Raw genomic sequence first — 22150 nt, 5'->3', positions numbered from 1 at the left:
TTTTGCACTATCACCAATTTAACGGGGACTTACATGCGGTTATCAAGATCCTTATGCAAAGTTGTTGGCGATGTCATCGCGAACACCGGGTCTCATGCAGCTTTAGATTCATTATTTCTATCTTCAGGGGCTCCGGGAGAGCCACCTGCAGGCTCTCATAGTACAAAATGGAAGGACTGGTTATACCTAGCGGGTCAAGATCCAGAGACGGATAGTTTGTCTGTACTCGGCGGGGTCATTGAGGAGTTTATGGATCTTCCTCCAAAAGAAGGAAGCCCCGAATATCTGGAATGGAAGGAAAAGCGGGAAAAAATTGAAGCAGTACTTGAAGAGAATGGCCTGAGGTATTACCGCTTTGGTCGCGTGCTCCCCCAAGGTCAAACACTACCAAATAGTATGGATTACGCCGATACAATAACGACTTATCAACATCCAGTGATGCCAGAAAAAGTCGAGAGCTTGCTAGAAAGGTTAGTAAAAGGGCTACAACGCGCAATGCATCCCCTCACTCACAGGAGAAAAGGGAGCCAATCACTATCTTTTAGTAACGAATATGATGTGCAAGACCTCCTTCATGCGTTGCTCAGACCGTGGGTTCAGGACATTCGTCCCGAAGAATTTACGCCAAGTTATGCTGGTTCGAGCACCCGTATGGATTTTTTGTTACCTGCGCATAAATTAGTTTTGGAGACAAAAATTGTCCGAGATCGTAGTCATGCAAAGAAAATAGGCGACGAACTCATTATCGATATTGAGCATTATCGGCGACATATGGACTGCAAAGACCTCTGGTGTGTCATTTATGATCCGAACCAGTTCATTACAAATGCGGAAGGACTTAAAACAGACCTTGAGGGCAAAAGAGCCTCTAAGGATGGAGAATTAATTGTCAAAGTGTTCGTGCTCTAGCATGGGCTAAACCTTAATAATCGCTTATTAAAATCCTTTAATATCGGCGTTCCCGCGCAGGGGCAATACTGCCCCTATGAAAACAACCTCCGTATTCTGGCAACCGGCCCTGCAGGCCCCCGGCGAAATCGTCCAGGGGCTGGATGATATCTGGCAGGCCATCCAAATCATCCTGCGAACTCCTCGCGGCAGCGACCCGCATCGCCCCGAGTTCGGCAGCAATCTGCACCTTTATATCGACTGGCCTATCGACCGTGCTATCCCACATGTGGTGCGCGAGTCCGTCGATGCCATTCGGCGCTGGGAACCTCGCTGCCAGCTTATGTCGGTTAAACCCGCCGTTGACGGCGAACATCTTACGCTCCGGGTGAGCTGGAAAGGCTCTGACGGACAGACCCGGACTCAGGAGTTGCTATGGCGCTGACAGAACCCGACTTTATTGAACGCGACGCCGATAAAATCACGGCTGAGATGATTGCGCAGTACGAAGCCGCAACCGGTAAAACGCTGTATCCCGCTCAGGCCGAGCGCCTGCTGATTGACCTGTGGGCATACCGCGAAATGCTGGTCAGGGTGGCGGCGCAGGAAGCGGCCAAACAGAATCTGGTTGCCTTTGCCCGTGAGCCAATGATTGATTACCTCGGTGAACTGGTCGGTGTGTACCGTCTGGCCGCGCAGCCTGCCTCCATCCCACTCCAGTTCTCCGTGGAGGAGGAACTGGCCATTGATGTTCTGATCCCGGCTGGTACCCGCATCAGTGCCTCCGACAGCATTATTTTTTCCACCGATACGGATGTGGTTCTGAAGGCCGGGTTACTGCTGGTCAACACCACGGCCACCTGTACCGAACCGGGCGTCGCTGGCAACGGATGGCAACCTGCGCAGGTCAGTCAGTTGCTCGATGAGATTGATAACGTTGACCTGCAGGTGACCAATCTGGCGGCCAGTTCTGGCGGCTCAGAGCAGGAAGACAACGACAGGCTGCGCGAGCGCATCAAACTGGCCCCGGAATCGTTCACGAATGCCGGAAGCCGTAAGGCATACCGTTTTCATGCCATGCAGGCCCATCCCAATATCGTCGATGTTGCAGTGCTCTCACCGGTTCCGGGCACCGTGGAGCTGTATCCGCTGCTCAGTACCGGCCTGCCTGACGACAGCATCCTCACGCTGGTTGAGAGTTTTTGCTCAGATGAGAAAGTCAGGCCGCTCACTGATACCGTGCGGGCTAAAACGCCTGTCCAGGTGGATTACACCATCGAAGCCAATATCACGATCTACCGTGACCAGGATGCCAGCTCGATAAAAGACGCCGCTAACAGCGCCATACAGAACTGGGTGGCGTCCCGTACTGCAGCTCTGGGCCGCGATATTGTCCCCAGTCAGATTATCAGCGTGCTGTCCGTTGCCGGGGTCTACCAGGTCGAACTGGTGACACCCGCGCTGAAGGTCGTTGCTGAAAGCGAGTGGGCAAACTGTACGGCGATCATTCTCAACATGACCGGGGTGTCCGATGGCTGAGCCGCTACAACTCCCGCCACCACTTGAGGGTGATATCAGCCTCAGAGCACTGGGCAGACTGGCCGGGCGGCTGGACAACATCGACCTGAGCGTACTGATGGTCTATCTGGTCGATATTGTCGACAGCTCCGCGCTGCCATGGCTGGGCGAGCAGTTCTCGTTGTTCGGCGATGGCTGGGAGCTGGCGGAATCGGACGATGTGCGTCGCACGCTTATCAAATCCGCCATCGAACTGCACCGCTATAAAGGGACGCCGTGGTCAATCCGGGAAATCATCCGCCGTTTCGGCTTCGGTGAAGTGGATCTGATCGAAGGCACTGGTCAGATCGGCTACGACGGCAAACATACTTACAACGGGCTTTTTGTCCACGGCGATGCTGAAGCATGGGCGGTTTATCGCGTCATCCTTCAGCAGCCCATTACTAACGATCAGGCGGCGCTGTTACGCCAGACGCTGGCAGCTTTTGCTCCGGCCCGCTGCCATCTGGCGAGCCTGGAGTATCAGTCTGTCGCTATTCGCTACAACGACACCGTCAACTATGACGGCAGCTATAACCACGGGAGCAGTTAACTATGGCAAACCTACCCGAAACCCCTCAGTGGGAAGAAGGCGTCTACCAGATTGAGGTCTCTGACCCGGTTCTGGGCGGGCCTGACGGGATATCTAATCGTCAGGCTAAACAGCTGGCCAGCCGCACTTCATACCTCAAGCAGAAGGTCGAAAAAGGCGGAACAGACCTTGCTGCACATATCGCGGCAGCTGACCCGCATACCCAGTACGCGCCGAAGGCCAGCCCGACATTCACCGGCACGCCGACAGCCCCCACGCCAGCTGCTAACGACAACAGTAAAAAACTGGTGACGACAGAGTTTGTGGCAAGAGCGATTGCGGCTCTTGCTGGTACAGCACCAGAGACACTGGATACGCTGAAGGAGCTGGCGGACGCCCTCGGCAACGATCCGAACTTTGCGACCACGGTGCTGAACAAGCTGGCGGAGAAGCTGGCCAAAGACCAGAACGGCGCAGATATTCCTGACCCGGCGCTCTTTGTCAAAAACCTTCATTTGGGAGAAGCGGCGAAACGGGATGTTGGCACAGGGGCAAATCAGTTACCAGACATGGCTTCGTTTGCTGCTGGTCCGGGTTGGATGAAATTTCCATCTGGTAAAATTATCCAGTATGGTTATCAGACATCCAGTGCCAGCGGTGCAATCATTGTTAACTTTCCCATCCCATTCCCAACACAATGTTATGGGGTGACAGGGGCTGGAACGGATGCCAATGCAGCAAATATTGCAGGTTGCCAGGTCATCGATAAAGCAGGCTTTAATCTTTCAGCATGGTTAGTTGCTGCGAACTCGGTATTTAACCGAACAGCGACAAACATTTCATGGATAGCTGTGGGAATTTAATAATGAAATATGTATATAGCGCTGCCAGTAATTCTTTTTACCCTCTGACTTTGAAGGAATCTTATGAAGATGCTGGAGAATGGCCTGTTGATGGTGTGGAGGTCGATGATACTGTGTTTTCTGAATTCCAGAATCCTCCACCAGGAAAAATAAGAATTACCGGAGAAAACGGTTTTCCATCATGGGCTGATATTCCACCGGCGACACGTGAAGAGTTGATTGCTGCTGCTGAACAAGAACGCCAGAAACTACTGAACCATGCAGATGCTGTTATGCTCGACTGGCGCACTGAATTAATGCTCGGTGAAATCAGTGACGCCAACAGAGCGAAACTGTCGGCGTGGTTGGCCTATAAAAATGAGGTTAAGACGTGGGATATCAAAACCGATCCTGAGAATGTTATCTGGCCTGTTCCCCCGGTGGTGTAGGCCATTTTATATCTGGTGCGCTGGAAGTATCCACTGCCTCCAGTGCATCCAGATAATCCAGCCACAAGATGTATTGCGCCAGTTCGTCACCCTTAAGCCTGCCGATCGCCGCTTTGCCAGGCCATTGTTTGCTATTCATGAACTCGTTGGCGGCATCAATACGTTGTTGCTTTTCTCGTTCAGCTTCAGCAATAAGCTCGTCATGAGTAGGAGCAGGAATATCAATCCAGACAGGCATATTTTGGCTGGAACTTAGCTGTTTGCCTTCAGGTGGCGCAAAGTTATATTCATTTCTGACGCTATCGGAAACCTCTATAACATCAGATGGTAATGAACCATTGGTAAGGTATTCTTCTTTCATCTCGATGGGATAAAAACCCAAGGTACTTGGCGAAAATAAATACATGGTTATTTCCCTATGACAATAAAGTATGAAGAATTCATTCCACCAATATTGTATTTAGCAAAAAATCGGGTCAGGTCATTGACGTCACGTTGTATTGATGGAAATTGTTGTGATGGAGAGGCAGGTGTTGACATTAAAACGCCTGGCACAATAGCAATAACGCTACTCGGAAATGGTATAGGGAAATTGATATATAGCCCGTTAGAATCAAACGATGCCTCGAAAGCCTGAATAACATATCCGCTTGGCAACTTAAACCACCCACCACCAGACTGAAAACTACTCATATCAGGGATTTGACCCACTCCTGTGCCAACATCCCGTTTCGCCGCTTCTCCCAAATGAAGGTTTTTGGAAAAGCAGTTACACATAGCGAAATCTGTAAAAATCCTCCCACTGCGACATAGAGGAGGAAAATTGATGGCCGTCATTGGTTATATCCGCGTATCAACAATCGACCAGAACAGCGATTTACAACGTAATGCACTCACAAGCGCAAACTGTGACCGCATTTTTGAAGACCGTATGAGCGGAAAAGTTGCCAGCCGCCCCGGTCTGAAACGCGCTTTAAAGTGCGTTAATAGCGGAGACACCCTTGTCGTGTGGAAACTGGACAGGCTGGGACGCAGCGTTAAGAACCTGATCGCACTGATATCAGAGTTGCATGAACGCGGTGCCCACTTCCGCTCTTTAACAGACAGTATTGATACCAGCACGGCCATGGGGCGTTTCTTTTTCCATGTGATGTCGGCACTGGCGGAGATGGAACGCGAGCTGATCGTCGAACGAACACTGGCCGGGCTGGCAGCAGCCAGGGCACAGGGACGCGTAGGTGGAAGGCCCAACGCATTAAAAGCGCATGAGCGAGAGCAGATTGGGCGGCTATTGGCTAAGGGGCACACCCGCCACCAGTTGGCCATTATCTACGGTGTAGGGTTATCGACGCTTTACCGATACTTTCCGGTGGATGGTCAGAGGAAGGATAACGCAGTAGGAATGTAATTCTTTTGCAAATATTGAAACGCCGCAGCGATGCCATTTATCTCACGGAAATGGGCGCATTTATCGCGCGGCGCATCACCATGCTTTCGCTCATCAAAGCGCGGTGAAGTGGCAGCAGCTAGGGGAGCAGCCGCTGGTTCTGCAAGATTATGAGTCGGGAAGCCGCATATTGATCGACAACGCGCTGGCGAAGCAGGGGATTGCCGCCAATGTGGTGCAGGAGGTGGGGCATCCGGCGACGCTCTACCCGATGGTCGAAGCCGGGCTGGGCGTCAGCGTGCTTCCCGCGCTGGCACTGCCTTTGCCGCAGGGCAGCCAACTGGTGGTAAGAACGCTGGAGCCGGAAATAAACCGCGCCTTGATGCTGGTGCGGCGTAAAAATCGTTCGCTGTCACCCGCCGCACAAGCCATTTGGCAAGAGGTGAAATGGCAGGCGGCGCAATTGACCAAAAAACGCAGCCTGCGGGGTTTGCTATAAAGCTAAAGGGTTAGACGTAAATATCGACCTGACCCGCAGCCTTTTTATCGTCATCTTTTTTAGGATTGGCTTTTTCAGCGTCGAGCATGGCTTTCTCAGCTTGTTGTTCAGCTTTCTGCGCCTGTTGGTGCTGAATTTGTTGGATCTGCTGCTGCAACATGATGATTTGTTGGCGAATTGATGCGATTTGCTTCTGCACTTCTTCCTGAGACTGGTCGCTTTTTTTCGACAGATTTTTCAGCTGCTGCGTAAGTTTATCAATCTGCTTATTCAATTGGGCAATTTGCCCACCGCCGCCGCCAGATGCCGATCCCATAGAGATATTGGTTGTGGTACTGATCGTACTCATTACTGCCTCGCTTATTTATTGCCTGTTATTGCATACGCGGGTACTTAACAGGTATCGGCAAGGCAGCGGGGATCTTTAAGATTGCGGTAATTGCAGGCGCAGCTTGGGCCAGCGCGCTAGCCAGCCTTTGCTCTGCACGCGATCAAGCAGCACTAAGGTATTCCCATGGCGCGGATTGGGCGTGATGCTGAACTCAAACAGCTCGGCGGTGCCGACCGGCGCGACCAGCTCCACCTGATTCAGATCATTTAGCTTTGCGCCAATCACCGTCTCCGTCTCGACCCAATAACTCATGGCTTCGCTGCTGGACGAGTAGGGGGCATGGTCATGCAGAAGGTGCATCCGCGCCTGATTCTTCACCGACCAAGGCAGATCCGCGATGGCGCAGAGTTGCTGTTCATACTTTTTTTCGACGTCGGCCGACGTATCTTGAGAATTGAAGTAAATCACATCGATATCGTTGAGCTGCGTGCTTTGGCTGAAGTCGTGCAGCCGGTCCCACACCATATTGCGCACAAAGCCAGCGGCCAGACACCAATCAGCCAGCGCCAGCTGTTTAGCCGCGCGCAGGGCCAGCATGCGCATCTCATCCTCTTCAATCCACTGGATAATGTGTTGCTGTCGCTGTTGTTCAGTCATTATCTTTTACCGTATCGAAATGATGGACAGTATAGATAAAAGTAGGAATGGCAGAGGGATGTTTTAGATTGAAATTTTTGAGCAGGTCTAGAAACGAAAAAAGCGCCTAAAGGCGCTTTTCTCTGAATTGGTGGGCCGTGCTGGATTCGAACCAGCGACCAATTGATTAAAAGTCAACTGCTCTACCAACTGAGCTAACGGCCCGCAGAAGTGGTGGGCGATGACGGGCTCGAACCGCCGACCCCCTCCGTGTAAAGGAGATGCTCTACCAACTGAGCTAATCGCCCACTTCTGGGTACTCCACAATGTAAGAAGAAGCTTGTTGAGAAATGGTGGGCGATGACGGGCTCGAACCGCCGACCCCCTCCGTGTAAAGGAGATGCTCTACCAACTGAGCTAATCGCCCATTTCTCATTTCTTCTTACTTATCACAACGCGGTCACTCTAATGAGTGGTGGGCGATGACGGGCTCGAACCGCCGACCCCCTCCGTGTAAAGGAGATGCTCTACCAACTGAGCTAATCGCCCCCGTCGTGATGGAGTCGCATTATAGGGATACTTAAACTTACGTCAACGGTTTTTAAAAACAAAAAACATCGTTCGCCCGAAAAGTAGACAAGATGACGGATTTCTCGCCCGCGTAGTTGATTCTTTACGCATTCATGGTGTGAATAGCCCTTGTGAACTCCCTATCGGCGTTGAGGATTCAGGGCAGAGTGGTAGAATGACGCCCACTTTTTGTTAATTGATAGCAACGTTTTTTGGCGTTGCGCTATTAAGGCTGCATTCCAGATGAAAATCAAAACCCGTTTTGCTCCGAGCCCAACCGGCTATTTGCACGTCGGTGGCGCCCGTACCGCGCTTTACTCCTGGCTTTTTGCCCGTAATTTGGGCGGTGAGTTTGTGTTGCGTATAGAAGACACCGATCTTGAGCGCTCCACTCAGGCTGCCATTGACGCGATTATGGACGGCATGAACTGGTTGAATCTGCAATGGGATGAAGGTCCATACTTCCAGACCAAACGCTTTGACCGTTATAACGCGGTGATTGACCAGATGTTGGAAAATGGCACGGCATACAAGTGCTATTGCTCCAAAGAGCGTCTGGAAGCCCTGCGCGAAGAGCAAATGGCAAATAATGAGAAGCCTCGTTATGACGGCCGTTGCCGCGACAGCCATGAGCATCACAGTGCCGATGAGCCTTGTGTGGTGCGTTTCCGCAACCCGCAGGAAGGTTCTGTTATCTTTGATGACCAGATCCGTGGCCCGATCGAATTTAGCAATGACGAGCTGGATGACTTAATCATTCGCCGCACCGATGGTTCACCAACCTATAACTTCTGCGTGGTGGTGGATGACTGGGATATGGAAATCACTCACGTCATCCGTGGCGAAGACCATATCAACAACACCCCGCGCCAGATTAACATTCTGAAAGCGCTGGGCGCGCCAGTGCCGGTTTACGCACACGTATCCATGATTTTGGGTGACGACGGCAAAAAGCTTTCTAAACGCCACGGCGCGGTCGGCGTAATGCAGTATCGCGATGACGGCTACCTGCCAGAAGCGCTGCTCAACTATTTGGTGCGTCTGGGCTGGTCCCACGGCGACCAAGAGATCTTCAGCATTGATGAAATGAAAGCGCTGTTCTCTCTGGAGAATGTCAGCAAATCTGCCAGCGCCTTCAACACTGAAAAGCTGCAATGGCTGAACCATCATTACATCACCACCATGGATCCACATTATGTGGCGACTCACCTGCTGTGGCACGTTGAGCAACTGGGTATCGAAACGCGCAATGGTCCGCAGCTGTTCGAAATCGTCCAATTATTGGGTGAGCGTTGTAAGACTCTGAAAGAGATGGCTGAATCCTGCCGTTACTTCTATGAAGATTTCAGCGAGTTTGATGCTGACGCGGCGAAAAAACACCTGCGCCCGGTTGCTCGTCAGCCATTAGAAGCCGTGCGTGCCAAGCTGGCTGCGATCACTGACTGGACTGCCGAGAACGTTCACAACGCGATTCAGGGTACTGCTGATGAGCTGGGCGTCGGTATGGGTAAAGTCGGTATGCCATTACGCGTTGCTGTGACGGGTGCCGGTATGTCTCCGGGTATGGACGTCACGGTTCACGCGATTGGTCAACGCCGCACTCTGGCGCGTATCGATCAGGCTCTGGCCTTTATTGCTGAGCGCGAAGCTCAACAGTAATCGTCAGCGTTGAGATAAAGAAAAAGCCAGCGGGTTTCCCTCACTGGCTTTTTTATGCGACTAGCAAATCAGAACGAATTAACGTTGTTCCGCGATAGATTCTGCATTCGGGCGGTAAGCCAGGAAGTACATCAAACCTACGAAACCAGCACCGCCCACTGCGTTACCCAAGAATACGGCAACGAAGTTTGGCAGGTACTGTGACCAGCTCAGCGCACCGGCAAAGATAGCCGCCGGGATGATGAACATGTTGGCAACCACGTGCTGGAAGCCGATAGCCACGAACGCCATGACCGGGAACCACATGCCAATCACTTTCCCGCCAACTTCTTTACTGGCGAATGCCAGCCAGATAGCCAGACAAACCAGCCAGTTACAGCCGATGCCTGAAATAAATGCCTGAGTGAAGTCTGCATTAACTTTTGCAGTAGCGGTAGCCACGGTTTTAGCCAAGAACGCGCCTTCGGTCAGGCCAAGTACGTGACCAAAGAAGTAAGCAACGGCCAGACTGCCCAGCAGGTTTGCCAGCGTCACCCAGAACCAGTTACGCAAAACGGCGTACAGGCTGATTTGACGAGCGAACCAGGCGATTGGCAGCGTCATCATGTTGCCGGTTAGCAGCTCACCGCCTGCAAGCACCGTCAAAATGATCCCCACTGGGAAAACAGCCGCGCCCAGCAAGTTACTGAAAGAACCCCAGGATGCAGGCAACGTCCCTATTACATGCAAATCCAGTAGAAAACCTGTTGCGATGAAAGCACCGGCCAGGAATCCTAAAATTAACAAATTCAACACGGTTGCACGGCTTTTATTTGTTCCCGCCGTTACAGCGATTGATGCAATTTCTTTTGGTGAATACAAGGACATAAGAAGACTCGACGATAGTTGGTTATGATTATTGCGCGGGCAGTCTAGACGCAGATTTATCTGAAAACAAGACGATTATCATAGCCTGCTAACAAACCATTAATCATTGAGTCACACATGTTAATAAAATGCTTAATAAGATCATAAGGCTGGATAAATAAAGCCAAAATAGGGCGAAGCAATTTAGACGTATTTAGCTACAAAATTGTATCTGGACGGCGGAAAAACTTGATAGTTATGGCCGGGTTGGCGGCTTTTTCAGCGCTTGATTCCATATTCAGATTTAGCCGTTGACAGGGTTGGCTCGGTTTCATATGATGCGCCCCGTTCACTCGTTTTTACGAGTCGGAAATGGGGGTATAGCTCAGCTGGGAGAGCGCTTGCATGGCATGCAAGAGGTCAGCGGTTCGATCCCGCTTATCTCCACCAACTTCCTTCTCAGGGTAAGTTGGTACTTGATTCCTCTGAGCGGAATTGAGTAGAAGACTTAAAACGTGAACAACCTCGTGTGGGGGTATAGCTCAGCTGGGAGAGCGCTTGCATGGCATGCAAGAGGTCAGCGGTTCGATCCCGCTTATCTCCACCAAAATTTAAGAAACCGGCCTCTGGCCGGTTTTTTGCTTTCTGCCATTTGGCATTCCCTGTCCCGACTTCAATCCAGCTCTTCCAGCTAGTTCCTTCGTCAAATAGCAGACACAAAAAAAGGCGCCGAAGCGCCTTTAGAAACTGTTTAGCAGGTTTGTCGCTTACGCCAGTACCAGACCGGCGATAGATGCAGACAGCACGCTCACCAGCGTTGAGCCGTACAGCAGTTTCAGGCCAAAGCGTGAAACCACATTACCTTGCTTCTCGTTCAGGCCTTTGATTGCACCCGCAACGATACCAATTGAAGAGAAGTTGGCGAAAGAAACCAGGAACACAGACAGGATGCCTACGCCGCGTGGGGAGAGCTCGCCTGCGACTTTCTGCAGGTCCAGCATGGCCACGAATTCGTTAGAAACCAGCTTGGTTGCCATGATACTGCCCACTTGCAGCGCTTCGTGGCTCGGTACGCCCATGATCCATGCGAATGGGTAGAAGACATAACCTAGCACGCCTTGGAAGGTGATACCGAAAACAACGTCGAACAGCGCGTTCAAGCAGGAAATCAGAGCGATGAAGCCAATCAACATAGCTGCAACGATGATCGCCACTTTGAAGCCCGCCAGGATGTATTCACCCAGCATTTCAAAGAAGCTCTGACCCTGATGGGTGTTGCCGATTTGCAGGTCTTCTTCTGAATCAACTTTATATGGGTTGATCAGTGACAGTACGATAAAGGTACTGAACATGTTGAGAACCAGCGCAGCAACCACATAACGCGGCTCAAGCATGGTCATGTAAGCACCCACGATTGACATAGAAACCGTCGACATCGCGGTAGCAGCCATGGTGTACATACGTTTTTCTGACATTTTGCCCAGAATGTCTTTATACGCGATAAAGTTTTCAGACTGACCAAGGATCAGGGAGCTAACGGCGTTGAAGGATTCCAGTTTCCCCATACCGTTGACTTTTGACAATACCGTACCGATCGCGCGAATAATAATTGGCAGGATACGGATGTATTGCAAAATACCAATCAGTGCAGAAATGAACACGATTGGGCACAAGACTTTCAGGAAGAAGAACGCTAATCCTTTATCGCTCATGCCTCCAAATACGAAGCCGGTCCCTTCTGCGGCAAAGGCTAACAATTTCTCAAACAGATCAGAGAAGCCTTTTACGAAACCTAATCCAAACTCTGAGTTGAGGAAGAAATAGGCTAATAAAACTTCAAGGACCAACAGCTGTGCGATGAAACGTAAACGGATATTTTTACGATCACGACTTACCAGCAAGGCCAGTACAGCGACAACGGCCAACGCTAATACAAAGTGCAGTATTCGGGACATGGGTGCTCCAAATTAGAGGCAGGCTATATTTCGACGGACATTCTATGTAACGCGTACATTTAAAACGTGAAGTGGCTTGCAAATATAGAAATTGCGGACACTGATTGCAACATTTCTGAACAGACCACACAAAAAATCAAGATGTTAATAAAATCAGTCATAAGTTGAATTGTTGTGCTAGCTTTATTATTAGCCGTAATAGTTTTCTAAATATGGTCGACCGTCTCTATTTCGCCCCTGAGTCTCTGGTGCCTATCGGAGAAATCAGCTGGATCAATCTAAATGCACTTGATAATCATTATCAATTAGATATGATTGATGTAAGCGCAACAATAGTAAGGTTAATACGACTATGTTTAACAGCCGTGCCGAATCCTCCGGCCGCGCCTCCCGCAAATTAAAGCTTTCCCTAATGGGGCCAGCGTTTATCGCCGCGATTGGCTATATCGATCCGGGTAACTTCGCCACCAATATTCAGGCCGGTGCTTCCTATGGCTATCAACTGCTGTGGGTGGTGGTGTGGGCCAATATTATGGCGATGCTTATCCAACTGCTCTCCGCCAAACTGGGTATCGCCACTGGCAAAAATCTGGCCGAGCATATCCGCGATCGCTTCCCGCGTCCCGCGGTCTGGGCCTATTGGGTTCAGGCTGAAATTATTGCCATGGCGACCGATCTGGCCGAGTTTATCGGCGCGGCCATTGGTTTTAAATTGCTGCTCGGCGTCTCACTGCTGCAAGGCGCGGTGCTGACCGGGATCGCCACCTTTATTATCCTCGCCCTGCAAAAACGCGGGCAGAAGCCACTCGAACTGGTGATTGCTGGCCTACTGCTGTTCGTGGCGGCGGCCTATATCGTCGAACTGTTCTTCTCTCAGCCAAGCATGGCGGCGCTGGGCAAGGGGATGTTGATCCCTAACTTACCGTCGAGCGACGCCGTGTATCTGGCTGCTGGCGTGCTGGGCGCGACCATTATGCCGCACGTGATTTACCTGCACTCGTCCTTAACCCAGCGCGCGGGCGACGCGTCAAAGGCGCAGCGCTATTCAGCGACCAAGTTGGATGTCGGCATTGCCATGACCATCGCCGGTTTTGTGAATCTGGCGATGATGGCCACCGCCGCGGCGGCTTTCCACTTTAGCGGGCATCAGGGCATTAGCGAGTTGGATCAGGCTTATCTCACGCTAGAACCCTTGCTGGGGCAGGCGGCGGCCATCACCTTTGGCCTGAGTCTGGTTGCGGCTGGCCTCTCCTCTACCGTGGTCGGAACCTTGGCCGGGCAGGTGGTGATGCAGGGCTTTGTGAAATTCTATATTCCGCTGTGGGTGCGCCGCACGGTGACCATGGCGCCATCTTTTATTGTCATCATGATGGGGCTGGACGCCACGCGGATTCTGGTGATGAGTCAGGTACTGCTGAGTTTCGGCATTGCGCTGGCGCTGCTGCCTCTGCTGGCATTTACCGGCAACCGCGAACTGATGGGCGAAATGGTCAATTCGAAAGGGATACAGTGGGCGGGGCGAGTGATCGTGCTGCTGGTGGTCAGCCTTAACCTCTATTTGCTGATTGGCATGCTTAAGTAAAACGGAAATAGATAAAAGGATATAAAACGGGACAGCCTAAACTGTCCCGTTTTCGTTGGTCGCGAGAAAATTAGTGATGATGCCCGCCATGCCCACCGTGATCGCCATGCCCACGCCCGTGATTGCCGTGATGGCCGCGATCGTGGCCATAGGCGTGACCATGTGGAGGGGGGCGGTGCCGCGACTGATGGTTGTTCCACCAGCCGCGATCTCGCCAGCGTCCGCCGTCCCAGTAGTAGCCGCGATGGCTGCGCTCGCCGTAATAGCGCCCACGGTGGCTGTTCCACCAACGGCTATCACGCCAATCATAACCATCCCAATAGTAACCGCGACGGTCGCGGTCACCGATATTGATTGAAAGGCCAGGGGTATTCAGGCTAAAGCTGCTGGCCTGCACGGCGGGGGCCGCGGCAGGCAGCAGGGCAAACAATAAACTTCCGAATAATAAAGGCTTAATCATGTCGCCTCCTCTCTCTTATAATTTCTGCTAACAGTTATAAGAGGAAGGCAACACCTATTCTATTGCTTACAATCCTGTTTTGATTGTTTTACGCCGCTTAACACAAAGCTAACGTTTTCTCCTTTATTCGCCTTATAGGAAAGCGTTTACACCAAAATCCCTTCGATTTCAGCCAGCTCCTGCTCACTAAACTGGCGGTTGCCGAGCATGCCGATGGCATCATCAATCTGGCTGGTTTTACTGGCACCAATCAGCACCGAGGTCACTCTGTCGCCGCGCAGCACCCAGGCTAACGCCATTTGCGACAGCTTCTGGCCGCGCGCTTCGGCAATGGCATTCAGCTTACGCACTTTTTCCAGCTTCTCGGCGGTGAGTTGGTCGGTGGTGAGGAACTGGCTGCTGCTCGCCGCGCGCGAATCCTGCGGAATGCCCGCCAGATAGCGATCGGTCAGCACGCCACCGGCCAGAGGGGAGAAGGCAATCGACCCAACCCCGTTTTGCGCCAGCGTGTCGAGCAAATCAGCCTCTACCCAGCGTTCGAACATCGAGTATTTCGGCTGATGGATCAGGCACGGCGTGCCGAGGCGTTGCAGAATGGCGAAAGCCTGTTTGGCGCGCTCGGCCGGATAGTTGGACAAACCGACGTACAGCGCTTTCCCCTGGCGGACGATGAGATCCAGCGCCGCCATGGTTTCTTCCAATGGCGTGTCGGGATCCGGGCGGTGGTGGTAGAAAATATCCACATACTCCAGACCCATGCGTTTTAGGCTCTGATTGAGGCTGGCGACCAGATATTTCTTCGAGCCCCAATCGCCATAAGGGCCGTCCCACATGGTGTAACCGGCCTTGGAGGAGATAATCAGCTCATCGCGATAGGGCAGTAAATCTTCCTGCAAAATGCGGCCAAAGTGCGTTTCAGCCGAGCCGGGCGGCGGGCCGTAGTTGTTGGCTAAATCAAAATGGGTGATGCCATTATCGAAGGCGTGACGAATCAAATGGCGCGCGTTATCAAAGTGCGCGTTGTCGCCAAAGTTGTGCCACAGGCCAAGGGAGATGGCGGGCAGCTTCAGCCCGCTGTGGCCGCAGCGTCGGTACTGCATCTGTTCATATCGCGTAGGTTTCGCCTGATAAGCCATAGAGTTAACCTTATTATTTTTAGTCGTAGGAAAGATAAAAAGCCGTTTTAGTGTATGCGTTTCCACAGATTTTTCCAGCGAGCGGGTTAACAACCTTGGGATATGACTCTTCGGCCTATCAGTCATTGTGATGAATAACGGAACCTGCGCTTAAATCGGGCAGGGGTGTAAGGCAAAATTTCCAACCCTAATTTTTGGCGCACGTTTCCTAATCGGCGATCTGCGTCAATACTTTCTAGAGTTATCAACTATAGAAGCTAAAAATATTAGGGGATCATGATGAGTAATGCTTATACCGTAGGTGACTATCTCCTCGACCGACTATCACTTAGCAATATTTCCCACCTGTTTGGCGTGCCAGGCGACTACAACCTGCAATTCCTCGACCACGTGATTAGCCACCAGCAAATAACCTGGGTGGGCTGTACCAATGAATTGAATGCCGCCTATGGTGCCGACGGCTATGCGCGACGCAAGGGGGCGGCGGCTCTGCTGACCACCTTCGGCGTGGGAGAACTCAGCGCGCTCAATGGGGTAGCGGGAAGTTATGCCGAATACTTGCCGGTGATTCATATTGTCGGCGCGCCTCCGCTTTCCTCGCAGAAAAAAGGCGAATTGCTGCATCACTCCATGGGCGATGGCAACTTTGCTCGCTTTGCCGAGATGTCGCGGCAGGTCAGCGTGGCGCAGGGGTTGCTAACCCCGGAAAACGCGCTGGCGGAAATTGACCGCGTGGTGGCCGAGGCGATTTACCACTCGCGGCCCGGCTACCTTCTCCTACCAAGCGACGTCGCCAAGCTCCCTGTCACCAGCCGTGCCACCAAACAGCCTCTTCTCCAACCCGCCTTTTCCCAAGATTCCCTTAGCGCCTTCACTGATACCGCCCGCGAGCTGCTGCGCGACAAGCGCCGGGTGACGGTATTGGGGGATTTTCTGGCCGACCGTTTTAAAGCCAAACAGGCACTTCAGCAGTGGGTTGATGATGTTCCGTTGGCACACTCGACGCTGTTGATGGGCAAGGGGCTGTTCAACGAGCAGAATCCGCATTTTGCCGGCACTTACTCCGGCGCGGCGAGCTGCCCGGTGGTGAAGAAGGTGGTGGAGCAGGCCGAGGTGGTCATTAATGTCGGGGTGCGTTTTGGCGATACCATTACCGCCGGATTCACCCAAAAGCTGCCTGAAGAGGGTTGTATCGAACTCGAACCTTTCAGCGCGCGCATTGGTAAACAGGTGTTCCATCAGCTCCCTATGGTGAAAGCCGTGGAAGCCCTGCACCGGCTGACGGCTGAACTTCGCGACCAGTGGGAAAAGCCTGACTTTAGCCGCACGCCGCTGCCATCGTCGGATAACAGCGAGCTGGATCAGCAGGTCTTCTGGCAATTAATGCAGGAATTCTTGCAACCCAACGATCTGCTGGTGGTGGAGCAGGGGACCTCCAGCTTCGGCGCGGCGGCGCTCACGTTGCCCGAGGGGTGTGATGTTATCGTCCAACCACTTTGGGGTTCGATTGGCTTTACCCTGCCAGCCGCCTTTGGCGCGCAAACTGCCGAGCCTGAGCGTCGGGTGGTGCTGATTATTGGCGACGGCTCGGCGCAGCTCACCCTGCAAGGGCTGGGCGCGGCGATCCGTTACGGCTTAAAAACCCACATTTTCCTCATCAACAATGACGGCTATACGGTGGAAAGAGCTATCCATGGCGAGACGCAGCGCTACAACGATATTGCGCGCTGGAATTGGACCCTATTCCCCGCCGCCTTTGGCGGGCCGGACGTGCTCAGCCAGCGAGTCGAAAGCCGCGACCAGCTAAGTCAGGTGATGTCCACCCTGCGCGATAAACCGCAAATGGCCTGGGTGGAAGTGGTGGTGCCGAAAATGGATATCCCCGAGCTATTGGACGCTGTCAGCAAGTCTATCTCGAAGAGAAACTCGGGGGATTAACCCGACTGACTGCTCAGGGTTCATCGGCCAGCAAAGGATCAATTAGCTGGTCGATGAACCAACTTCCCGCCGGGCCGGGCTGATTGTTTTTACTCCACACCGCGTCCACTGAAATCAGCTTCGGCCAGCCTCGCATCGGCAGCGTCACCAGCTTGTTATGCCCAAACTGGCGCACCAGCCAGTGCGGCAGCACCGACCAGCCAAAGCCCTGCTCGGCCATTTCCAGCAGCATCAAATAGCTCGGTGCGGACCAAGTCTGCCCCTGCGCCCGCGTCTCGGTGCGGCGATAGGGCTGGAGGCTTAACTGGCGGAAAGTGTGCAACTGCTCAGGCTGAATGTTGGAAAGCTGAGCCAGCGGATGGTCGCGACTGACAAAAATGTCCATGTCAGTTTGCTCCGGCAGGCGCGCCACGCCGATGTCCGGCGGGTAGGAGTCCTGCACTTCCAGCATGCCAATGTGCGCCCGCCCAGCCTGTAGCAGATCAATCACATCCTGATCCTCAGCAATCAGGCATTCAAACTCAATATCGGGATAGCGCCGCTCAAAGCGTTTAAGCAGATTCTCATGGTGAGTCGGCTGGTAAGTGTCTGAAAGCACGAAGGTCAGCCGGGTTTCCACCTGCGTAGAGAGGCGGATAGCCAGCTCATCAAGGCGCTCGCTGGCGGCCAAAATCGCCTGAACGTGATTGAGCACCCGCTTGCCCTGCGGCGTTAACACCGGCTGGCGGCTGTTGCGGTCAAACAGCGTCAGGCCCAAATCCACTTCAAGATTGGCGATGGCGGTGCTGACCGTGGACTGGCTTTTGCGCAGTTTGCGTGCGGCGGCGGAGAAAGAGCCGGTATCCGCAGCTTCCACAAAGGCGACTAAGGCTTCTGGCGAGTAACGCATGGCAATCTCCAGGTTGGCGATTAAGGGTTTATCCATCTATTTTATCGATATTAACTATCTTTAACCTATCTTATTTAGCGATGATAATGCCGACCTGTGACCCAAGTCACTCACCCTATTGAGGAATAACGGCAGGTCTTTATGTCAAAGTTAAAAACAAATACTCAACTCGCGAGTAAAAAATCTTTAGGCGAGCGCATCCTGCATGCGGTCGGTTTTGAAGCCTTAGCGGTAATGATTTCCGCGCCGATTGCAGCATGGCTGTTGAACAAGTCGATGTTTGAAATGGGCACCCTGGCGATTTTGCTCTCTACCACGGCGATGCTGTGGAACATCGTTTACAACTCGATTTTCGATCGTCTCTGGCCAGTCAGCCGCGTGGCGCGAACCCTGAAAGTACGCGTCTGCCACGCACTGGGCTTCGAGGGCGGATTTATATTGATAGGGCTGCCGATTGCCGCAGGCTGGTTGGGCATTTCACTGCTTAACGCCTTTATGCTGGAAATTGGCTTCTTCCTGTTCTTCCTGCCATACACCATGTTCTACAACTGGCTGTATGACACCTTGCGCCAGCGCATTGTCGAGCGCCGCGCTGCGCGTCTGGCCGATGAGTCGGCTCAGAAAGCCTGTTCAGCAAAACAGTAATTTTCTGCTCGCCGGGCGCGTCACTGTTTGTCAGCAGGGGCGCGCTCGGTTATGTTTTACCCTCACGCAAAATCGAGTCGGCAGGGTGACAGCAGATGAAAACCTTAGGATTAATTGGCGGCATGAGTTGGGAATCCACCGTGCCGTACTACCGCACCATCAATGAACACGTCAAACGACAGCTCGGCGGATTGCACTCCGCGCGGCTGTTCCTGCACAGCGTCGACTTCTACGATATTGAAAAACTTCAGGCCCAAGGGGATTGGCAGCAGGCCGGGCAAATTCTCGGTGATGCCGCACAGGCGCTGGCGCGCGCCGGGGCCGAGATGATTGTGGTCTGTACCAACACCATGCATAAAGTGGCGGATGACATCGAACGCATTGGCGGCCTGCCGCTGCTGCATATTGCCGACGCGACGGCGGAAAAGATTAAAGCTCAGGGGCTGAAGCGCATTGGGCTGCTCGGCACCAAATTCACCATGGAGCAGGATTTCTATCGCGGCCGCCTGCAGAATAAACATCACATTGAGGTGCTGACCCCGAACGAGGCTGACCGCAATATTGTGCATCGCATCATCTATGAAGAGCTTTGTCTGGGAGAAATCAGCGACGCCTCTCGCGAAGAGTATCGCCGCATCATGGGCGAGCTAGAGCAGCAGGGGGCGGAGGGAATTATTCTCGGTTGTACGGAAATTACGCTGCTGGTCGGCCAGCAGGATGCCGGCGTGCCGGTGTTTGACACCACCGCCATCCATGCACTGGCGGCGGCGGAGTTCGCCCTTTCTGACCGTTAATCTTTTACTCGGCTTCTTTATTCTCTTGGCGGGCAGGCGGATATTTGCTGACCAGCATCAGCGGTTTGCCCGCCAGCAGCAGCCAGGCTGGCAGCATCACAATGCACAGCAGCGGCAGCAGTTTCAGGCCCGGCACCACGGCAGCGGCCATAAACAGGCTCAGCCAACCGTCGCGGGTGACCACCAGTACCATGCCCATTACGGCGCAAGAAACGGTGACGGCAGCAGGCACGTCCGGCGCGTATTGATGCAGCATCAGCCCAAGGGAAACGCCGACAAACACCGCAGGGAAGATGCGCCCGCCCCTAAAGCCACAGGCGGCGGCCACCACTAGCGCGGCGAGCTTGGTCAGGGTTATCGCCAGCATCGAGCTAATTTCAAATAACTGGTCCGACTCCGCCAGCTGTTTCATCTCATCCAGCCCTTTAAACAGGGTGATTTCCCCGCCAATCAGTGCCAGCAGTCCTAACACAAAGCCGCCAACCCCCAGCATAAGAATGGGATTTTTGATGCTGTGGAACAGGCGGTGGACGTGCGGGAACAGCCAGACGGCAACCATGCCAATCGCAATCGCAATCAGCACCACCACCGAGCCGCTGAACACATCCACCAGGCGCGAAGCGTCATAAGGGTCGATATTCAAAGAGAAATCAGGCTCGAAGAACTGATCGGTGGTCAGCGCCCCCGCGCCTGCGGCGACCAGCGGCGCAAAAAGGCGGTCCCATAGCGGAATATCTTTATCTCCGCCGAGCATTTGCGAGAAAATCAGCGCGGCGGCGATAGGCGTGCCGAACAGCGCGCCGATGGTGCCCGCGGCGGCTAAAATCACCCAGTCCATGGTCGGGACTTTTGGCAGCAAAAAGCGGCCCACGGCGGCGGCGAGGGCAATGTTAATCACGGTAATGGGGTATTCCGGCCCGAGGCTCACCCCTCCGGCCAGGCCCAGCATCAAGGCTAATGCCAAACCGGGAAGGGCATTGAGCGCGACGGGCGGGCCTATCAGCGATTCGGTGGCGGGGTCTGGCCCAGCGTGGCCCGGCATATACTTAATTAGCGCGCCGACGCCCAAACCGGTTAGCGTCAGCATGAATAAGGTCCAACTGGCCGAGCTGGTATCAATATGCAGGGCAGAAGGAATGTGCTGCCAGAGCAGGGTTTGCAGCGCGCCCGCCAGCAGCATAATGGCGACCAGAATCAGGCTGGATAAGATGCCGATGACCAACGCGGGCAAAGTAAAGACCAACATCGTTTTCGCACGGGGATGCAGCATGCACATATCCTTTTATGATGAACTGCACTCGCTCGAGGCTTCAGCACAGGCTTTGTATCGCAATGATGGCTAAGAAATTGGGCATTAGCGACATTATTTTGGATGCCGCGCCGCATAAATACGCGTTGCCTCAAATGGGCGTTGCAGGCTATAGCAATTACCGCTATTTTGCCCACAATTATTCTGTAAACTTTTATAGTCCTGCAAGCGGGTTTTAACCAGCCTCAACGATTGATAATAACGGTATTTATCGTTTTTACCCGGCCTCCAGACCAGACAGGATTAAGAATCTACTTTTTCGGAGAAGAAAATGACCAAATACTCCTTGGTGGGGGACGTCGGCGGTACTAACTGTCGTCTTGCACTGTGCGCGCTCGACAGCGGAGAGATCTCGGCTTCCAAAACCTTTTCTGGCTTGGATTACCCAAGTTTAGAAGACGTGGTGCGCGTTTACCTTGAGCAGCAAGAGCACGAAGTTAAAGACGCCTGTATCGCCATTGCCTGCCCGATCACCGGCGACTGGGTAGCGATGACCAACCACACGTGGGCATTTTCAATTGCCGAGATGAAAGCCAATCTGAAGTTGGATCATCTGGAAGTGATCAATGACTTCACCGCCGTCTCCATGGCTATCCCGATGCTGCAGGAGCAAGACCTGTTGCAGTTCGGCGGCAAAAAACCGTTAGACGGTAAACCGGCGGTGATTTTCGGCGCGGGCACCGGCTTGGGCGTCGCCCACTTGATCCACGCTGACAAACGCTGGCTGAGCCTGCCGGGCGAGGGCGGGCATGTTGATTTCGCGCCAAACAGCGAAGAGGAGGACATCATCCTCGAGCAGCTGCGTGCCGAGATGGGCCACGTCTCCGCGGAGCGTATTCTGTCTGGTCCGGGGCTGGTGAATTTGTACCGTGCGATTGTAAAAGCCGATGGCCGCGTGCCGGAGAATTTCGCGCCGAAAGATGTGACCGAGCTGGCGCTAAGTGATGAAAATCTCGACTGCCGCCGCGCACTCTCCCTATTTTGCGTAATTATGGGGCGCTTTGGCGGCAATCTGGCTCTGAACATGGGTACCTTCGGCGGCGTGTATATCGCCGGTGGCATCGTGCCGCGCTTCCTCGAGTTCTTTAAGGCCTCGGGTTTCCGCGCCGCCTTTGAAGATAAAGGCCGTTTTAAAGACTACCTGCACGACATTCCGGTCTACCTGATCACTCACGATCAGCCGGGGCTGCTGGGATCGGGGGCTTATCTGCGCCAGTCGATGGGCATGACGCTGTAATCTTGCCTC

Annotated in this window: 23 protein-coding genes, 6 tRNA genes and 2 pseudogenes; 17 read left to right on the top strand and 14 right to left on the bottom strand. The window is 53.2% G+C overall.

Features of this window, described 5'->3' with window-relative positions; genetic code table 11:
* Positions 1 to 33 precede the first annotated feature (33 nt).
* The 6 genes from V2154_RS14680 to V2154_RS14655 all read left to right on the top strand — a co-directional run bounded on the left by V2154_RS14680 (position 34) and on the right by V2154_RS14655 (position 4268).
* Positions 34 to 909, top strand: a complete 876-nt coding sequence (locus V2154_RS14680; RefSeq protein WP_181241310.1) for a PD-(D/E)XK nuclease domain-containing protein — start codon at positions 34 to 36, stop codon at positions 907 to 909.
* Between the two features lie 76 nt (positions 910 to 985).
* Complete coding sequence (locus V2154_RS14675; protein ID WP_063617137.1) at positions 986 to 1333, top strand: GPW/gp25 family protein; 348 nt, start codon at positions 986 to 988, stop codon at positions 1331 to 1333.
* Complete coding sequence (locus V2154_RS14670) at positions 1324 to 2427, top strand: baseplate assembly protein (RefSeq protein WP_215758271.1); 1104 nt, start codon at positions 1324 to 1326, stop codon at positions 2425 to 2427. Before V2154_RS14675 ends, V2154_RS14670 begins: the two co-directional genes overlap by 10 nt.
* Positions 2420 to 2998, top strand: coding sequence for a phage tail protein I (locus tag V2154_RS14665; protein ID WP_112778235.1), 579 nt, complete (start codon positions 2420 to 2422; stop codon positions 2996 to 2998). Before V2154_RS14670 ends, V2154_RS14665 begins: the two co-directional genes overlap by 8 nt.
* Positions 2999 to 3000: 2 nt before the next feature.
* On the top strand, positions 3001 to 3840 hold the full coding sequence (locus tag V2154_RS14660; protein WP_353502864.1) for a gp53-like domain-containing protein: 840 nt from the start codon (positions 3001 to 3003) through the stop codon (positions 3838 to 3840).
* Positions 3841 to 3842: 2 nt separating this feature from the next.
* Positions 3843 to 4268, top strand: a complete 426-nt coding sequence (locus tag V2154_RS14655; RefSeq protein WP_353502863.1) for a tail fiber assembly protein — start codon at positions 3843 to 3845, stop codon at positions 4266 to 4268.
* On the opposite strand, the gene V2154_RS14650 is transcribed toward V2154_RS14655, so the two are convergent.
* Both V2154_RS14650 and V2154_RS14645 read right to left on the bottom strand, forming a co-directional pair.
* Entirely contained in the window at positions 4240 to 4680 is a 441-nt protein-coding gene (locus tag V2154_RS14650; protein ID WP_437342036.1) for a tail fiber assembly protein, read from the bottom strand. The two genes, V2154_RS14655 and V2154_RS14650, sit on opposite strands and share 29 nt — an antisense overlap.
* Positions 4677 to 5105, bottom strand: coding sequence for a gp53-like domain-containing protein (locus V2154_RS14645; RefSeq protein ID WP_353502862.1), 429 nt, complete (start codon positions 5103 to 5105; stop codon positions 4677 to 4679). The genes V2154_RS14650 and V2154_RS14645 overlap by 4 nt, the downstream gene beginning before the upstream one ends.
* Here V2154_RS14645 and V2154_RS14640 point away from each other — a divergent pair.
* Both V2154_RS14640 and V2154_RS14635 read left to right on the top strand, forming a co-directional pair.
* Complete coding sequence (locus V2154_RS14640) at positions 5095 to 5676, top strand: recombinase family protein (RefSeq protein ID WP_181241314.1); 582 nt, start codon at positions 5095 to 5097, stop codon at positions 5674 to 5676. The two genes, V2154_RS14645 and V2154_RS14640, sit on opposite strands and share 11 nt — an antisense overlap.
* Before the next feature lie 88 nt (positions 5677 to 5764).
* Positions 5765 to 6154, top strand: a pseudogene (locus tag V2154_RS14635) (LysR substrate-binding domain-containing protein); the annotation flags it as partial.
* A 10-nt stretch (positions 6155 to 6164) separates the two neighbouring features.
* Here V2154_RS14635 and V2154_RS14630 read toward each other — a convergent pair.
* From V2154_RS14630 to V2154_RS14605, 6 genes are all read right to left on the bottom strand, one after another.
* A complete protein-coding gene (locus V2154_RS14630) occupies positions 6165 to 6503 on the bottom strand; it encodes a FlxA-like family protein (protein WP_353502861.1) in 339 nt (112 codons plus the stop codon).
* 75 nt (positions 6504 to 6578) lie between these two features.
* Entirely contained in the window at positions 6579 to 7142 is a 564-nt protein-coding gene (locus V2154_RS14625) for a nucleotidyltransferase family protein (protein ID WP_353502860.1), read from the bottom strand.
* 128 nt (positions 7143 to 7270) lie between these two features.
* Positions 7271 to 7346, bottom strand: a tRNA-Lys gene (locus V2154_RS14620).
* 7 nt (positions 7347 to 7353) lie between these two features.
* Positions 7354 to 7429: transfer RNA gene (locus tag V2154_RS14615), tRNA-Val, on the bottom strand.
* A 43-nt stretch (positions 7430 to 7472) separates the two neighbouring features.
* Positions 7473 to 7548: transfer RNA gene (locus tag V2154_RS14610), tRNA-Val, on the bottom strand.
* Between the two features lie 46 nt (positions 7549 to 7594).
* A tRNA-Val gene (locus tag V2154_RS14605) sits at positions 7595 to 7670 on the bottom strand.
* 264 nt (positions 7671 to 7934) lie between these two features.
* Here V2154_RS14605 and gltX point away from each other — a divergent pair.
* Positions 7935 to 9350 (top strand): glutamate--tRNA ligase, encoded by a 1416-nt coding sequence (gene gltX / locus V2154_RS14600; RefSeq protein ID WP_353502859.1) that lies wholly within the window; start codon positions 7935 to 7937, stop codon positions 9348 to 9350.
* Positions 9351 to 9428: 78 nt separating this feature from the next.
* On the opposite strand, the gene V2154_RS14595 is transcribed toward gltX, so the two are convergent.
* Complete coding sequence (locus V2154_RS14595; protein WP_353502858.1) at positions 9429 to 10217, bottom strand: formate/nitrite transporter family protein; 789 nt, start codon at positions 10215 to 10217, stop codon at positions 9429 to 9431.
* A 353-nt stretch (positions 10218 to 10570) separates the two neighbouring features.
* Between V2154_RS14595 and V2154_RS14590 the strand changes: the two genes are divergently transcribed.
* Positions 10571 to 10646 (top strand) — tRNA-Ala (locus V2154_RS14590).
* Between the two features lie 81 nt (positions 10647 to 10727).
* Positions 10728 to 10803: transfer RNA gene (locus V2154_RS14585), tRNA-Ala, on the top strand.
* Between the two features lie 160 nt (positions 10804 to 10963).
* On the opposite strand, the gene V2154_RS14580 is transcribed toward V2154_RS14585, so the two are convergent.
* Entirely contained in the window at positions 10964 to 12151 is a 1188-nt protein-coding gene (locus V2154_RS14580; RefSeq protein ID WP_353502857.1) for a NupC/NupG family nucleoside CNT transporter, read from the bottom strand.
* A 343-nt stretch (positions 12152 to 12494) separates the two neighbouring features.
* Between V2154_RS14580 and V2154_RS14575 the strand changes: the two are divergent.
* A pseudogene (locus V2154_RS14575) lies at positions 12495 to 13733 on the top strand (Nramp family divalent metal transporter); the annotation flags it as partial.
* Between the two features lie 70 nt (positions 13734 to 13803).
* Here V2154_RS14575 and V2154_RS14570 read toward each other — a convergent pair.
* Both V2154_RS14570 and mgrA read right to left on the bottom strand, forming a co-directional pair.
* On the bottom strand, positions 13804 to 14193 hold the full coding sequence (locus V2154_RS14570) for a DUF2502 domain-containing protein (protein WP_353502856.1): 390 nt from the start codon (positions 14191 to 14193) through the stop codon (positions 13804 to 13806).
* 146 nt (positions 14194 to 14339) lie between these two features.
* Complete coding sequence (gene mgrA, locus V2154_RS14565) at positions 14340 to 15329, bottom strand: L-glyceraldehyde 3-phosphate reductase (RefSeq protein ID WP_100937319.1); 990 nt, start codon at positions 15327 to 15329, stop codon at positions 14340 to 14342.
* Positions 15330 to 15608: 279 nt separating this feature from the next.
* On the opposite strand from mgrA, the gene V2154_RS14560 reads away from it, so the two are divergent.
* On the top strand, positions 15609 to 17267 hold the full coding sequence (locus V2154_RS14560) for an alpha-keto acid decarboxylase family protein (RefSeq protein WP_353504003.1): 1659 nt from the start codon (positions 15609 to 15611) through the stop codon (positions 17265 to 17267).
* Positions 17268 to 17280: 13 nt separating this feature from the next.
* Here V2154_RS14560 and V2154_RS14555 read toward each other — a convergent pair whose 3' ends face one another.
* Positions 17281 to 18156, bottom strand: a complete 876-nt coding sequence (locus V2154_RS14555) for a LysR family transcriptional regulator (protein WP_034791975.1) — start codon at positions 18154 to 18156, stop codon at positions 17281 to 17283.
* Between the two features lie 141 nt (positions 18157 to 18297).
* Here V2154_RS14555 and V2154_RS14550 point away from each other — a divergent pair, with 141 nt between their 5' ends.
* On the top strand, positions 18298 to 18801 hold the full coding sequence (locus tag V2154_RS14550) for a multidrug/biocide efflux PACE transporter (protein ID WP_353502855.1): 504 nt from the start codon (positions 18298 to 18300) through the stop codon (positions 18799 to 18801).
* Positions 18802 to 18896: 95 nt separating this feature from the next.
* Entirely contained in the window at positions 18897 to 19595 is a 699-nt protein-coding gene (locus V2154_RS14545) for an aspartate/glutamate racemase family protein (protein WP_353502854.1), read from the top strand.
* A 4-nt stretch (positions 19596 to 19599) separates the two neighbouring features.
* Here the strand turns inward: V2154_RS14545 and V2154_RS14540 are convergent, their stop codons facing one another.
* Entirely contained in the window at positions 19600 to 20865 is a 1266-nt protein-coding gene (locus tag V2154_RS14540) for an ion channel protein (protein WP_353502853.1), read from the bottom strand.
* 62 nt (positions 20866 to 20927) lie between these two features.
* On the opposite strand from V2154_RS14540, the gene V2154_RS14535 reads away from it, so the two are divergent.
* Together V2154_RS14535 and glk are read left to right on the top strand one after the other, a co-directional pair.
* Entirely contained in the window at positions 20928 to 21083 is a 156-nt protein-coding gene (locus V2154_RS14535) for a hypothetical protein (RefSeq protein WP_353502852.1), read from the top strand.
* 92 nt (positions 21084 to 21175) lie between these two features.
* Positions 21176 to 22141, top strand: a complete 966-nt coding sequence (gene glk / locus V2154_RS14530) for a glucokinase (RefSeq protein WP_353502851.1) — start codon at positions 21176 to 21178, stop codon at positions 22139 to 22141.
* Positions 22142 to 22150 lie beyond the last annotated feature (9 nt).

The organism is Ewingella sp. CoE-038-23 (assembly GCF_040419245.1).
Classification (GTDB): Bacteria; Pseudomonadota; Gammaproteobacteria; order Enterobacterales; family Enterobacteriaceae; genus Ewingella; species Ewingella allii.
Note: the sequence above shows the minus strand (reverse complement) of the source record. Positions and strands in the feature narration are given on the sequence as shown.